Source organism: Streptomyces sp. NPDC111520 (genome assembly GCF_055635295.1).
In genome coordinates this window covers 241,886-255,553 of the sequence record NZ_JBVKBW010000002.1, presented here as the reverse complement: position 1 = coordinate 255,553, position 13,668 = coordinate 241,886, and the positions used below count along the sequence as shown (strand labels likewise).

At 74.2% G+C, this 13,668-nt stretch carries 10 protein-coding genes and 1 tRNA gene; 5 read left to right on the top strand and 6 right to left on the bottom strand.

What is annotated here, in order from left to right:
* Both ACZ7MY_RS05180 and ACZ7MY_RS05175 read left to right on the top strand, forming a co-directional pair.
* Nucleotides 1–471, top strand: coding sequence for a GNAT family N-acetyltransferase (locus ACZ7MY_RS05180; RefSeq protein WP_499599690.1), 471 nt, complete (start codon nt 1–3; stop codon nt 469–471).
* Between the two features lie 129 nt (nt 472–600).
* Nucleotides 601–1,056: a contact-dependent growth inhibition system immunity protein gene (locus ACZ7MY_RS05175; protein WP_499600267.1), complete on the top strand. Its 456-nt coding sequence runs from the start codon at nt 601–603 to the stop codon at nt 1,054–1,056.
* A 47-nt stretch (nt 1,057–1,103) separates the two neighbouring features.
* On the opposite strand, the gene ACZ7MY_RS05170 is transcribed toward ACZ7MY_RS05175, so the two are convergent.
* The 4 genes from ACZ7MY_RS05170 to ACZ7MY_RS05155 all read right to left on the bottom strand — a co-directional run bounded on the left by ACZ7MY_RS05170 (nt 1,104) and on the right by ACZ7MY_RS05155 (nt 5,492).
* Nucleotides 1,104–1,177, bottom strand: a tRNA-Thr gene (locus ACZ7MY_RS05170).
* Nucleotides 1,178–1,303: 126 nt separating this feature from the next.
* Nucleotides 1,304–2,875, bottom strand: coding sequence for an alpha/beta hydrolase (locus tag ACZ7MY_RS05165; protein ID WP_499599689.1), 1,572 nt, complete (start codon nt 2,873–2,875; stop codon nt 1,304–1,306).
* A 102-nt stretch (nt 2,876–2,977) separates the two neighbouring features.
* Nucleotides 2,978–4,003, bottom strand: coding sequence for an alpha/beta hydrolase (locus ACZ7MY_RS05160; RefSeq protein ID WP_499599688.1), 1,026 nt, complete (start codon nt 4,001–4,003; stop codon nt 2,978–2,980).
* A gap of 277 nt (nt 4,004–4,280) precedes the next feature.
* A complete protein-coding gene (locus ACZ7MY_RS05155) occupies nt 4,281–5,492 on the bottom strand; it encodes a DNA polymerase III subunit delta' (protein ID WP_499599687.1) in 1,212 nt (403 codons plus the stop codon).
* Between the two features lie 282 nt (nt 5,493–5,774).
* Here ACZ7MY_RS05155 and ACZ7MY_RS05150 point away from each other — a divergent pair, with 282 nt between their 5' ends.
* Complete coding sequence (locus ACZ7MY_RS05150; protein WP_499599686.1) at nt 5,775–6,680, top strand: DUF4396 domain-containing protein; 906 nt, start codon at nt 5,775–5,777, stop codon at nt 6,678–6,680.
* Nucleotides 6,681–6,707: 27 nt separating this feature from the next.
* Here ACZ7MY_RS05150 and ACZ7MY_RS05145 read toward each other — a convergent pair whose 3' ends face one another.
* Nucleotides 6,708–7,352: a hypothetical protein gene (locus ACZ7MY_RS05145; RefSeq protein ID WP_499599684.1), complete on the bottom strand. Its 645-nt coding sequence runs from the start codon at nt 7,350–7,352 to the stop codon at nt 6,708–6,710.
* 171 nt (nt 7,353–7,523) lie between these two features.
* Nucleotides 7,524–9,557 carry an asparagine synthase-related protein gene (locus ACZ7MY_RS05140; protein WP_499599683.1) on the bottom strand — a complete coding sequence of 678 codons (2,034 nt, stop codon included), beginning with the start codon at nt 9,555–9,557 and terminating at the stop codon, nt 7,524–7,526.
* A gap of 773 nt (nt 9,558–10,330) precedes the next feature.
* Here ACZ7MY_RS05140 and ACZ7MY_RS05135 point away from each other — a divergent pair.
* Entirely contained in the window at nt 10,331–11,743 is a 1,413-nt protein-coding gene (locus ACZ7MY_RS05135) for an NsdA family TPR-like regulatory protein (RefSeq protein WP_018558441.1), read from the top strand.
* Nucleotides 11,744–12,426: 683 nt separating this feature from the next.
* Nucleotides 12,427–13,656 (top strand): L-2-hydroxyglutarate oxidase, encoded by a 1,230-nt coding sequence (gene lhgO, locus ACZ7MY_RS05130; protein ID WP_499599682.1) that lies wholly within the window; start codon nt 12,427–12,429, stop codon nt 13,654–13,656.
* The last annotated feature ends 12 nt before the right edge of the window (nt 13,657–13,668 follow it).

Genomic DNA, 13,668 nt, shown 5'->3' with positions numbered 1-13,668 from the left:
ATGGTGGAGATCGGCTTACTGACCGCGTCGGACCGCACCCGCTGGGAGGCACTGGCCCGCGGCAAGGACACGTACTTCGGGGTCGAACGGGACGACGACAGCTACGAACGCACCTGGCGGCGCCTGATCGACGACGAGCCGATACGCGGGATCGCGGCCCGGCTGGACGGCGAGCTGGTCGGCATCGCGCACTACCTGTTCCACGCCAGCGTCTGGTACGCCGGGAAGTGCTACCTGGCGGACCTGTTCGTGGACCCGGACGTCCGGCGGCGCGGTGTCGCCACGGCGATGATCGAGTGGGTCGCGCGGGACGCCGAGCAGCACGACTCACCCGGCCTCTACTGGAACACCCTTGAGGACGCCCCGGCCCGCGCGCTGTACGACAAACTCGGCAGGTTCCACCCGGGCTTCGTCCTCTACACCTACCGCCGCGACGCGAACCGGACCCCTCACCAGGCCCGCGACACGTAAGGGGCCGCGCCGACCGGACGCCCGGCAGCGCCCGCACGGGCAACGGGCCTGGGGCGTGCGGGCGTTGGCAGCCTTGAGACTCGGACTGAGACCGCGTTCGAGATCCGGTCGTGGGACGATCGGTCGGTGATGCGTCCCTTGGATCGCGACCGGTCCCTCGAAGAGCTTGAACGTGACTGCTGGCCGGCTCCGTCACCCGAGGCCACCCGGCTGATCACCACTGCACACGCCTTGCGGCGTCGGCCGGTCGGCGAGCTGACCGTCGAGGACATGCGTCTGCTGATCGGGCAGGACATCGGCCTGCCCTACCTCTTGCCGCTGGCAATGGAGGTACTGCGGGAGAACCCGATGGCAGAGGGGCACATGTACGAAGGTGATCTGCTGTCCGCGGTCCTCGCCAGCACCCCATCGGTCTGGGCCGAGTTCCCCGAACTCGACCGGGAGCTTCGCGGGATCATCTCGAAGTTGACTGACCCGCCCACAGACCTGCAGCAGAAGGTTGAGCACTTCCTGGTTCCGGTCCCCACTGAGACCAGAACTGAGACCGCGGACACCCGTACGGCCCGATCGCGCCACCGCCGCTGAACGAAGAAACCCCAGGTCGGAATGGTCCGACCTGGGGTTTCGGTTTGAGCCGCCTAAGGGAATCGAACCCTTGACCTACGCATTACGAGTGCGTCGCTCTGGCCAACTGAGCTAAGGCGGCAGGCTGCCGGGACAGCTTGGCATCGGCAGCGGGCACAAGTCTACACAGTTCTCGAGGGGCCCCTGACCAGGGTGCGGCCGGGGTCCGCCGACGTGCGGCCGGGGTCGGGCCGGGGCCCCTCGGGGGTCAGCAGCTCTTGCCGTCGACCGGGGGCGTGCCGTCGAGGAGGTAGCGGTTGACCGCCGCGTCGATGCAGTTGCTGCCACGGGCGTACGCCGTGTGGCCGTCACCGTTGTACGTGAGCAGCACGCCGGAGTCGAGCTGGCCGGCGAGGGACTTGGCCCAGGCGTACGGCGTGGCCGGGTCGCGGGTGGTGCCGACGACGAGGATGGGGTCGGCACCGGTGGCCTCGATGCGGTGGGGCTTGCCGGTCGGCGGGACGGCCCAGTAGGCGCAGATCAGGCTGGACCACGCCAGGTTCTTGCCGAAGTGCGGGGACTCGGCGGTGAAGGCGGACACGGACTGCTCGGCGGCCTGCGGCCCGGACAGGGCCGGCGGCAGGTCGAGGCAGTTCACGGCGGCGTTGGCGTACATCAGGTTGTCGTAGTGCCCGCTGTCACTGCGCTCGTAGTACGTGTCGGAGAGCGTGAGCAGGCCGCTCCCGTCGCCCTTGTTCGCCTTGGTGAGCGCGGACCGCAGGGTCGGCCACATCGACTCGTCGTACATCGCGGCGATCACGCCGGTCGTGCCCAGCGCCTCCGTCAGCTTGCGGGAGCTGCCGGTGCCGAGCGGCTTGCCGTCCAGCTGCTTGAAGAGGGCGTCGAGGCGGTGCCCGGCGTCGGCGGTGCTCTGGGTGCCGAGCGGGCAGTCGCGGTGGGTGATGCAGTCCGCGGCGAAGGCGTCGAAGGCGGTCTCGAAGCCCGAGGCCTGGCCGCGGCTCGCGTCGAGGGCGGAGATCGAGGGGTCGACGGCGCCGTCGAGGACGAGCCGCCCGACCTTGTCCGGGAAGAGCTCGGCGTAGGTGGCGCCCAGGAAGGTGCCGTAGGACTTGCCGACGTAGTTGAGCTTGCGGTCGCCGACGAGGGCGCGGAAGACGTCCATGTCGCGGGCGGACTCCACCGTGCTGACGTGCTTGAGCAGCTTGGCGGAGCGCTGCTCGCAGCCGTCGGCGAACTTCTTGTCGGCGGCGACCAGGGCGTTGACCTCCGCGCCGTCGTCCGGGGTGACGTCGGTCGCCGCGAAGGCGTCCATCTGGCTGTCGCTGAGGCACTCGACGGGCTCGCTGCGGGCCACGCCGCGGGGGTCGATGGCGGCCATGTCGTAGCGCGAGGTGACCGGCGACGGGTAGCCGAAGGCCGCGTACTGCAGGTAGTCGATGGCGGAGCCGCCGGGGCCGCCCGGGTTGACCAGCAGGGTGCCGAGCCGCTTGCCGCCGTCCTCGGCCCGCTTCCGGGAGACGGCGAGCTTGAGGTCGGTCGCTTCCGACGGGTGCGCGTAGTCGAGGGGGACCCGCATCGTGGCGCACTGCATGCCCGGCATGTCCTTGCAGTCGCCCCAGGACAGGCGCTGCTCGTAGTACGGCCGGAGGTTGCCGTAGGCGTCGGCGGCCGCGCCCGAGGGCGGCGGCCCGCCGAGCGAGCCCGCCGGGGACGACGCGGCGGCGCTGTGGGTGTTGCCACCGGTGGTGCACGCGGACAGCATCAGCCCGGCGACGGCGAGGACGGTGCCGGAGGTACGGAGCAGGCGCGGGGTGTGCATCGGAGCCTCGGTTCCCTCGTGGTGATGATCTGGAGCGTATCCGTACGACCGGTGGCGAACCGTCGTCCACAGTCCTCGTACGGGTGATTCCGGCCCGCGCCGTCAGGGACGGTCCGGGCCGTCGAGCTTCTCGGTCGCGTACCCGGCGACGAGGGCGAAGAGCCGCCGCCGCGGGCCGATGCCGTCCAGCACCCGGACCTCGGCGGACACGCCGCGCACCCGCCCGCGCAGGGCGAGCGCCGAGCGCCGCGCGTCCTCCTCTCCGGAGGGTACGGCGAGCAGCAGCGCGGGGCGCGGCATGTCACGCCCGGCGTAGCCGCCCCCGGCGTACGAGTACGGCGGCGGGCCGGACCGGTCGATCCCCTCGTAGCCGCCCGAGACGCCGATCGCCGTCGCGAAGCCCCGGGGATCGGTCAGCTGCTGCCGTACGACGCAGGCCGCGTCCCCGTCGGCGCCCAGCAGCGCCCGCGCGGGACGGCCCGGCAGGACGCGGTAGAGCCGGGCGACCGCGTCCGGGACGGAGGCGGGGCCGGCGCCCGGACCGGCGTCGCAACTGGCGGGCAGCACCACCACGAAGGGGTCGGCGACGCCGCGCAGCGACTGGGCGGCGAAACCGGCGAACAGATCCGGGTCCGCGGGGTCGATGTGGGCCACGACCAGGGGGAAGTAGACGCCCGCGGAGTCCGGGTAGTCGTACTGCGGGGGCAGCCAGACCCGCGTGCCGTCGGACAACTCCTGGAGCGTACCCCCGGCCGGGTGACCGAGCGTGCGCGGCGGCACCAGCCCCGCGTCCACGGGGTCCGACGGCACCGGCCGCGGGCGCGGCCGCGGCGGGGACGACGGCCGGGACGGCGACGGCCCGGCGGCGGTGACCTGGCGCGGCGGCGAGAGCGGCGGGGCCCCGGACCCGGGCGCCAAGCAGACCCCCAGCGTGATCGCCACCGCGGCGGCCAGGCCCGACCCGGCCCCGCGCAGCAGGGTGCCGGCGCGCTCCACGGGCAGTTCGTACGCGCGGCCCGCACGCTGCTCCCACCAGTGCCGCAGTGCCGAGCGGGCGAGCACCACCGCGACGGCCCCGGCCACAGTCAGCAGCGCGTACAGAACGACGACCTCGGCCACCTCGGGCACGTGCGGCACCACCTCGGGACGTCCCCGAGGGCGCTTCGGGCACGGGTGGGCACCCACGCCGGAGGCAGGGGGAAGCGCATCCCGTGCGCTGGGATCACCCCCGCGGGGACAGCGGCCGGGGGCACCGCACGCCAGCCTGCGGCAAGGCCGGGCGCACCGGGGAGCGGCGACGCGCGGGCACCGCAAACGATCACCCGTCCGCCGGATGATCAAGGGCGCGCGGGCGGCTCCGCGCGGCCCGTCCCGCGCGCCGGTGATGTGTCCCGTACGCCGGTGGTCAGCCCGCGCGCAGGGCCAGTGTCATCGCCTCGACGGCCAGCAGCGGCGCGACGTTCCGGTCCAGGGCCTCGCGGCAGGCGAGCACGGCCTCGATGCGACGCAGGGTGTTCTCCGGGCGCGAGCCGGCCGCGATCCGCTCGACGGCGTCCCGCGCCTCGATGTTCGCGATCGCGACGGACGTGCCGACCTGCACGGCCAGCACGTCCCGGTAGAAGCCCGCCAGGTCGGTCAGGGCCAGGTCTAGCGTGTCGCGCTGGGTACGGGTGGACCTGCGCTTCTGCCGGTCCGCGAGCTCCTTCATCACGCCCGCCGTGCCGCGCGGCATACGGCTGCCCGCCCCGGCGGCCGCGCCGAGCGCCGCGCGCAGCTCCTCCGTCTCCTTGCCGTCCATCTCCTCGGAGACCTGCTTGGCGTCCTCCGTCGCCGCGTCCACCAGCTCCTGGGCGGCCTTGAGGCAGCCCCCGACGTCGTCCACGCGCAGCGGCAGCCGCAGCACGGCCGCGCGGCGGCTGCGGGCCGCCTCGTCGGTGGCGAGCCGGCGGGCCCGGTCGATGTGGCCCTGGGTGGCGCGCGCGGCGGCCTCGGCGATCACGGGGTCGATGCCGTCGCGCCGGACCAGCACGTCGGCCACGGCCTCCACGGGCGGGGTGCGCAGCACCAGGTGCCGGCAGCGCGAGCGGATCGTCGGCAGCACGTCCTCGATGGACGGCGCGCACAGCAGCCACACCGTCCGCGGCGCGGGCTCCTCCACGGCCTTCAGCAGCACGTTCCCGGCGCCCTCGGTGAGGCGGTCGGCGTCCTCCAGCACGATCACCTGCCAGCGGCCGGAGGCGGGCGAGAGCGAGGAACGGCGGACGAGGTCGCGGGTGTCCTTGACGCCGATGGAGAGCAGGTCGGTGCGGACCAACTCGACGTCGGCGTGCGTACCGACCAGGGTCGTGTGGCAGCCGTCACAGAAGCCGCAGCCCGGCGCGCCGCCCAGGGCCCGGTCCGGGCTCACGCACTGCAGCGCGGCGGCGAAGGCGCGGGCGGCGGTGTCCCGGCCGGCGCCGGGCGGGCCCGTGAACAGCCAGGCGTGCGTCATCTTCGACGCGGTCGGCAGCGCGTTGCCGGCGGCTGCCGCCGTCACGAAGGCGTCGGCGTCCCGCGCGGCGGCGGCCAACTGCTCCGTCACCCGGTCCTGGCCGACCAGGTCGTCCCATACCGCCATCGCGTCCGCCCGTCCTGTGGTGCCCGTCGCCCTCTGCGTTCTCCGGCCCCACCATTGTCGGGCACGCCACCGACAGCCCGTCCCGGGACGTGGACGCGGGCGGTGGTCGCCGCACACGGCGAGCGACATGTCAGGGGATCGGGTAAGTGTGCAGGGAGGACTCGGAACGGTCTGAGCCGCGCGGCGACCGGCGGCAGCCGTGAACCGGATACCCCGCGACGACCGCTGCTCGTCGGCGTTCCACGGGACGAAGCGCCGAGAACGGCTCGGGAGGAGGCGACGATGCTGATCGAGGGCGTCATGCTCCTGTGGTTCATCCAGGTCGTCATCGGTGTGCTGTTCGTGGCCATCGACATCCAGACGACCCCGGAGTCCCCGGTGATGAAGTGGGGCTTCGTGATCGTCACCGCGTTCAGCGGACTGTTCGGCGCGTTGCTGTACGTGCTGAGCTGCCGGGAACCGCTGCCGGGCACCCATGAGCAGTACGTCTCCGCGAAGTGGCGGCAGGTGGTCGGTTCCACGATGCACTGCGTGGCCGGCGACGGGGTCGGCATCCTCGCCGCGAAGGCCCTCACTTCAGGAGCCGGCCTGCCGATGTGGGCCGAGGTCCTGTGCGAGTACGCCCTCGGGTTCCTCTTCGGCTGGACCGTTTTCCAGGCGCTGTTCATGAAGAGCATGTTCGGCTCGTACCGCAGGTCCCTGTCCAGGACCTTCGTCGCCGAACTGTTGTCCATGAACGCCGTGATGGGCGGCATGACGGCGGTCATGGTTCCGTGGCTGTCGCACGACATGACGGCCGCGGACCCGACGAGCCCACAGCTCTGGTTCATCATGTCCATCGCACTGTGCGCGGGGTTCCTCGTCGCGCTGCCGATGAACTGGTGGCTGGTCGGCCATGGCCTCAAGCACGGCATGATGACGGTGCGCGACGACGCCCGCCCGGTCCCCCAGGTCGCGGCACTCGCCCTCGCCGGCGCCACGTTCGGCGGCCACGGGCAACACCCGCCAGCTCCCGGTCACCGGACGCCGACGCCTGCCCACGGTGCCGCAGCGCCCGGTACCGGCGGCCACGACATGGAACGGGGCGTCAGCCGGAGCCGGCTCATCGTGATGACCCTGGTCAGCTTCGCGATCTTCGGCGCGGGCTTCCTCGTCGCGGGTCTCTTCGGCGACCTCACGATGACGTAGTCCGCCCGCGGCGGTGCCGCATGACCGTCAAGCGGAGGTGCGGCGGTGGCGGCGCGGTGCGACGGGCCGCCGCCGGAGCATGACGAGCGCCGCGATCGCGGCGATGCCCAGCGCGGCCAGGGCGGAGGCCACGCCGGCCGTGACGTCGGAGGGGCCGGTGGAGGTCGACGCGGACGTGAGCCCCGCGGCCGGCAGGCCCGTGCCCGGCCCGGTGGACGCCGCCGCGCTCACCGCGGGCACGGCCCCCGCGGACGGGGCCGCGGACGCGCCGCCCGGCGACGGCGTCGCCGTCCCGTCCGGGCAGGCCACGGTGAAGGGCTGCGGCTTCGCGTCGGAACCGGCCCACCGGAACCGGTAGGCGCCGTCGGCGAGCACGACGCGGTCGCTGCTCCCGGTGCCCGCGCTCCCGGTGACCAGCGTGCCGACGACCGCGTCCTCGCCCCGCGCGTACGAGACCGTCCAGTTGACCGGCTGGTCGGGGCCGAAGCCCTCGGCCCTGAAGTAGAAGGTGCACACCGTGGCGCCGGCTTCCCGCGTCCTGCCCAGTGCCTCGTCGTACAGGCGGACCCCGGGCCGGTCGGCGGGCGCGCCGGAGGCGTTCGCGGCCAGGCCCAGGAGGGTCGCCGCGGCGGCAGCGGCGGCGAGGGCCGCCACCGTGGTACGGATGCGCATGCTCAAAGTGTCCCGGAGACCCGCGCGGAGGGCTGCGCCGGGGTCCATTTCCAGCCGCCGACATATGTGGAGCAACGGCGTCCATATCCCCCCGGGCAGCGCACACATGGGGCGCGCACGCCGCCGAATTGGCTTATGCACGGGGCAGTTGCGACAGCCGGTGCCGCCCGCCTACAGCGACAGCCGCTGCACCCCGCTCGCGACCGCGCGTTGTTCCGGCACCTCCGTGCCCGTCCAGCAGGAGCCGCGCCGCGCCAGCAGGCGGCGCAGCCAGACCTCCGTGGCGACCAGGTCGGTGAGGCCGTCGACGGGCACCGGTTCGCCCTCCGCCGCCGCGCGCAGGGCGGCCCGTACGACACGGGCCTCGACGAGCCCGGCGTCCGCGAGCAGCGGGGCCTCGAAGAGGTCGAGCAGGTCGTCGACGGCCGACCGCAGGCCCGCACGGACGGCGACGGCGGTCGAGACGTGGGAGTTGGCGCCCCAGCCGGGCGGCAGTTCGCGGATGCCCGCGCCCGCCAGGACCGAGCGCAGGATCGTGGCGCGGGCACCGGGCTGGACGCGCAGCGTCTCCGGCAGCGCACGGCAGGCCCGCACCACCTGGTTGTCCAGGAAGGGCGCGTGGAGCCGCTGGCTGCGCACCTCGGCGGCCTGCTCGAAGACCCGGTGGTCGGCGGCGTGCCGGGCGAGCGCGGCGCGTGCCCGGCGCTCACCGGGGCGCTCCACCGTCGTGCCCGGCCGGGCCGCCGCCTCCTGCAGCCGAACCGATACTTCCGCCAGCGCCTCGCCGGTCAGCCAGCGCGCCGCCGGTCCCGGCCGGCACCAGGTGAGGGCCGCCAGGGACGCGGCCAGCGCGCCCCCGTGCTCCTCGAAGCGCCGGGCCAGCAGCCGTGCGGCGGCGTCCTCGACACCCTGCCGGTAGCCGGTACGGGCCAGCCGCCGCGCCGCCCGGTACACGGTGAAGGGCACGAACACCGAACGCCCGGAGGGTCCGTCCGCACGCGCCAGGGCCGTGACGGGACGCAGCAGGCCGCGCCGCCGCCGGTCCATCAACAGGTCGGCCAGCCGCGCCGGATGCGCGTCCAGCACCTGCCGGGCACCGTGCCCGACGAAGTGGTCGGCGCCGCCCGCCGCGAGGCGCCTCCGGTGCCGTTCCGCGGTGATGAGCGAGGGCCCCGGCTCGTCGGTGAGCGGCCCGCTCTCCAGGTCGGCGTACGGCAGGGACTCCGGCCCGCCCGGCACGACGACGTGGTGCAGCCGGGGGTCGGCGGCCATGCTGCGGGCGCGCTCCAGCTCCGCCTCGCGCGCCTGGACGCTGCCCGTGGCCAGGTCGTTGAAGGTCACCGCCAGCAGGCGCTGTCCCGCCGCGGAGCCGTGCCCGAGCGGGGTGCCCGGCATCCCCGGCAGGCCGGCGGCGAGCAGGGCGAGCGTGGAGGAGGCGCTGCCCCCGGACAGGTCGGCGCCGATGCCAGGCGCCGGGTCCTCCCCGGGGTCGGGTACGAAGCGGGGCTGCGCGAGCCGCGTCCGGACGGCGTCCACCAGCGCGTCCCGTATCCCGGCGATCGCCCGGTCCGGGTCGGCGGAGGCGGACGGGGTGCCGGCGACGGCGAGGGAGGCTCTGGGCTCGTAGCCGCTGACCTCGGGCACCCCGTCGCGCATGATGAGCGCGTGCCCGGGCGGGACCCTGCGCACCCCGGCGTACGGGGTGCCCTCGCCCAGCGCCTCGGGAGAGTCGGGGCAGGCCAGCAGCGCCGCCAGGTAGGTCACGTCCAGGGCGGCCTCGGTGAGGTCGGCCAGCGGCAGCGCGGCCGTGCCGTAGGCCGTGCCCCGCGCCCACTGGGTGTGGAACACCGGCCGGGCGCCCGCGAGATCGCCCAGCACCGTGATGCGGCGGCCGATCTGCAGGACGCACGTGTAGCTGCCGGCCCAGGCGGTCAGGTGGCGCAGCGCCCCGCCGCGCGCCGCGAACAGCCCCACCCGCAGGTCGGCGTCGGAGGCGGCGCAACGGCCCAGCACGGCCAGCCGCGCGACCGAGCCGTTCTCGGCGTGGACGATCCGTACCTCGTCGGGGCGCCAGTCGCCGACCATCCACAGCGGATCGGGGTCGCCCCACAGGAGCTGGGCGCCGACGGGCTGCAGGGTGCGGTCGGCGCGCACGCCGGGAACCTGTCCCACGGCAGCGCTGCTCCACCCCACCAACCACCGCATCGCCGCCTCCACAGGTTGTGGACAACGTGGGCCACCGTGGCCGACCGGCCCCGCGGCAGGCCGAACTGCCGCCCCGTCCGAGGAACATGCTGCCACGGAGCGGCGCACAAAGAGGCGCATGAGGACATGGTTGAGCGCCGGACCGCGCGTCACGCGCGGTCCGACGCGGGCCGGTTCGGCCCAACTCCCCCCTGATCAATGTCACTTGGAACGGGCCACCGAATTTCAAACGTCATTTTCCGGTCAATGTCCGGGGAGCCCGCATTCGTCCGTTGTGCGACGTGTGGGGGTCGCGGTCCGGGAGGCGTGGCGCACCTCCCGGACCGGTCCGCCACCCGCGGGGATTGTGGTGGCGGAGCCCCCTGACCCGCCACTACCCCCCATAGCCGCACATGAGAGCCGCGGGCCAACCCACCCCACCATGGAACCCCCACCGCCCGAACCGGCACAGAGCGCGCGGATGGGCGCACAGCCGCATACGCCGGTAGCACGCGCCACAAGCAGGAGTCGCCAGGCCGCAATCAGGGCAGGAATCTCGCCATCCGGGACAACAGCTCTTAACGGGCGGGATACGGCGAACTACGCTGGGTTCACCCGAGAAGCGATGGTCCCGGCCGCTCGGGGTACGGCGCATGCCCGGTGACGGGCTGCGGCGGGCCCCGGCACGCCTCCACAAAAGGCGCCGGGCCAGCCGTTGTTGTGCGTCGAGAGGGTGTGACAGGCGTGGCAGGCGTACGCGGCCCTCGCGCTTACGGCGAGAGGTGGTAGTGGTCATGACCAAAGAACCCCGAGGGCCCAACGAGAAACTCGGCACCCTTCTCGCCCTGGCCGGCATCAGCAACGCGGGACTCGCCCGCAGGGTCAACGACCTCGGCGCCCAGCGCGGTCTGACCCTGCGGTACGACAAGACCTCCGTCGCCCGCTGGGTCACCAAGGGCATGGTGCCGCAGGGCGCCGCCCCGCACCTCATCGCGGCGGCCATCGGCAGCAAGCTCGGCCGCCCCGTGCCGCTGCACGAGATCGGCCTCGCCGACGCCGACCCCGCGCCCGAGGTGGGCCTCGCCTTCCCCCGCGACGTCGGGGAGGCCGTCAAGTCCGCCACCGACCTGTGGAAGCTCGACCCCGGCCGGCGCGGCCCGGGCGGCGGCGGCATCTGGCAGAGCCTCGCCGGCTCCTTCGCGGTCAGCGCCTACGTCACGCCCGCCTCCCGCTGGCTGATAACCCCGGCCGACGCCCGCGTCGCCCGCGAGGACCCCGCCCCGGGCACGCACCACGTCGGCCACTCCGACGTCGCCAAGCTCCGCGAGGCCGCGGAGGACGCCCGGCGCTGGGACTCCAAGTACGGTGGTGGCGACTGGCGTTCGGGCATGGTCCCCGAGTGCCTGCGGGTCGAGGCGGCCCCGCTGCTGCTCGGCTCGTACAGCGACGAGGTCGGCCGCTCCCTCTTCGGGGCCACCGCCGAACTCACCAGGCTCGCCGGGTGGATGGCCTTCGACACCGGCCAGCAGGAGGCCGCCCAGCGGTACTACATCCAGGCCCTGCGGCTCGCCCGCGCCGCCGCCGACGTCCCCCTCGGCGGATACGTCCTGGCATCGATGTCGCTGCAGGCCACCTACCGCGGCTTCGCCGACGAGGGCGTGGACCTCGCCCAGGCCGCCCTGGAGCGCAACCGGGGCCTCGCCACCGCGCGCACCATGTCCTTCTTCCACCTCGTCGAGGCCCGCGCCCACGCCAAGGCCGGCGAGAGCGCCGCCTGCGCCACGGCCCTGGCCGCCGCCGAGTCCTGGCTCGACCGCGCCCGCGACGGCGACGCCGACCCGCCCTGGCTCGGCTTCTACTCCTACGACCGGCTCGCCGCGGACGCCGCCGAGTGCTACCGCGACCTGCGCGTACCCGGGCAGGTGCGCCGCTTCACGGAGACGGCGCTCGCCCGGCCCACGGAGGAGTTCGTCCGGTCGCACGGGCTGCGGCTCGTCGTCTCGGCGGTCGCGGAGCTCGAGTCCGGCAACCTGGACGCGGCCTGCGCGGCCGGGGTCAAGGCGGTCGAGGTCGCCGGGCGGATCTCATCGGCCCGGACGACGGAGTACGTGCGGGACCTCCTGCACCGACTGGAGCCGTACGGGAACGAGCCGCGCGTCGCGGAGCTGCGCGAGCGGGCACGCCCGCTCCTGGCGGCCCCGGCGTAGCCCGTGGGAGCGGGCGGCGCGCCCTGCCGGTGGTTTTCTCGGCTGTCGCGCCGTCTCGCGCCCTGCGGGCGCAAAGATGCGGGCTGCGGAGGGGAGGGTGGCGGTCCGGGGCCGGTCGGCAGTCTGCGGCCCGGTGGGCGGCTGGGGTTCAGGCGCCGGAGCGGGGCTGGTTGTTCGTCTGGTGCCGGTCTCGTTGCCGGCCGCGGGTGTAGATGGCCGGTGACCACGCCCAATGCCGGTGGGTGGCGCGCCCGCCGTAACCCGCGACTGCGGGTGCTTCCCCCGATCCGACATCGGGCTCTGTTCCGACGGCTATACCGCTGAAAGCGGGCCCGATCTCCCGCCGGCCCCCGGCAGCACCTCGAAATATCCGCAGTCGCGGGTTACGGCGGGCAAGCCCACCACCAGCAGTAGGTGTGGAAGCGGCCATCTATACCCGCGGACGGCAACGAGACCCCAGGCCACCGGAAACGCAACCCGCTCCGGCGCCTGAACCCCGGCCACCCACCCACCCGCACACTGCGAACAAGGCGGGCCTCCCACCCTCCCGTCCGCAGCCAGCGCTGTGCGCCCGAAGGGCGCGAGACGAACCCGCACCCACCCACCGGCCCCACCACCGCGCCGCCCGCAGGTTTGCAGACGGCCCGGACGGGCCAAGCCTTACGCGGGAGGTGACCACGCGCATGGACACCGCGGACGTCGTCGTCATCGGCGCCGGCATCGTCGGCCTCGCGACCGCGTACGCGATCACCCGCACCTCCCCCGGCACGTCCGTCCTGGTCCTGGACAAGGAGGACGGCCCCGCACAGCACCAGACCGGCCACAACAGCGGCGTGATCCACAGCGGCATCTACTACCGCCCCGGCTCCCTCAAGGCGCGGTACGCGACGCAGGGCGCCGCCGAGATGGTGAAGTTCTGCGCCGGCAACGACATCCCGCACGACGTGACGGGCAAGCTGATCGTCGCCACGGAGCGGGACGAGCTGCCCCGGCTGCACGCCCTCGTCCAGCGGGGGCGGCAGAACGACATCCCCGTACGGGAGCTCGGCCCGGCCCAGATCACCGAGCGCGAGCCGCACGTACGCGGCCTGGCGGCGATCCACGTCGGCACGACCGGGGTCTGCGACTTCACCGCGGTCGCCGCCGCCATGGCCCGCCACGTGACCGAGGGCGGCCGCGGCGAGGCCCGCATCGCCTACGGCACGGAGGTCCGGGCCCTCCACCGCGACGGGCGGACCGTGGTCGTCGAGCCCCACGACGGTCCGCCGGTACGGGCCGGGGCGCTGGTGAACTGCGCGGGCCTGTACTGCGACCGCGTCGCCCGCATGACCGGCGCCACCGACCCGGACGTCGCGGGCGTGCGCATCGTGCCGTTCCGCGGCGAGTACCACCAGCTGCGTCCCGCCCGCGCCGGCCTCGTGCGCGGCCTGGTCTACCCCGTCCCCGACCCCGCGTTCCCCTTCCTCGGCGTCCACCTGACCCGCGGCGTCGACGGCTCCGTGCACGTCGGCCCGAACGCCGTCCCGGCGCTCGCCCGCGAGGGCTACCGGCGGCGCACCGTCCGCCCGCGCGACCTCGTCGAGACGGCCGCGTTCCCCGGCACCTGGCGGATCGCCCGACGTCACTGGCGGTACGAGGCCGGGGAGATCCACCGGTCGCTGTCGAAGCGGGCCTTCGTGGAGTCCGTGCGCCGGCTGCTGCCCGAGGTGACCGCCGACGACCTGGTGCCCGCGGCGGCCGGGGTGCGGGCGCAAGCCGTGCTGCGCGACGGGACGCTCGTCGACGACTTCCTCATCGCGGGCGACGGGCCCTTCGTCCACGTGCTGAACGCGCCCTCGCCCGCCGCGACGGCCTCGCTGCCGATCGGCCGGGAGGTCGCCCGCAGGGCACTGGCGGTGCTGGGGCGTACGTAAAATCGACGCATC

Coding starts and splice junctions, on each gene's coding strand:
- ACZ7MY_RS05165 (WP_499599689.1), bottom strand. CDS start 2,875: ATGCACACCCCGCGCCTGCTCCGTACCTCCGGCACCGTCCTCGCCGTC.
- ACZ7MY_RS05180 (WP_499599690.1), top strand. CDS start 1: ATGGTGGAGATCGGCTTACTGACCGCGTCGGACCGCACCCGCTGGGAG.
- ACZ7MY_RS05150 (WP_499599686.1), top strand. CDS start 5,775: ATGCTGATCGAGGGCGTCATGCTCCTGTGGTTCATCCAGGTCGTCATC.
- ACZ7MY_RS05145 (WP_499599684.1), bottom strand. CDS start 7,352: ATGCGCATCCGTACCACGGTGGCGGCCCTCGCCGCCGCTGCCGCCGCG.
- ACZ7MY_RS05175 (WP_499600267.1), top strand. CDS start 601: ATGCGTCCCTTGGATCGCGACCGGTCCCTCGAAGAGCTTGAACGTGAC.
- ACZ7MY_RS05135 (WP_018558441.1), top strand. CDS start 10,331: ATGACCAAAGAACCCCGAGGGCCCAACGAGAAACTCGGCACCCTTCTC.
- lhgO (WP_499599682.1), top strand. CDS start 12,427: ATGGACACCGCGGACGTCGTCGTCATCGGCGCCGGCATCGTCGGCCTC.
- ACZ7MY_RS05155 (WP_499599687.1), bottom strand. CDS start 5,492: ATGGCGGTATGGGACGACCTGGTCGGCCAGGACCGGGTGACGGAGCAG.
- ACZ7MY_RS05140 (WP_499599683.1), bottom strand. CDS start 9,557: ATGCGGTGGTTGGTGGGGTGGAGCAGCGCTGCCGTGGGACAGGTTCCC.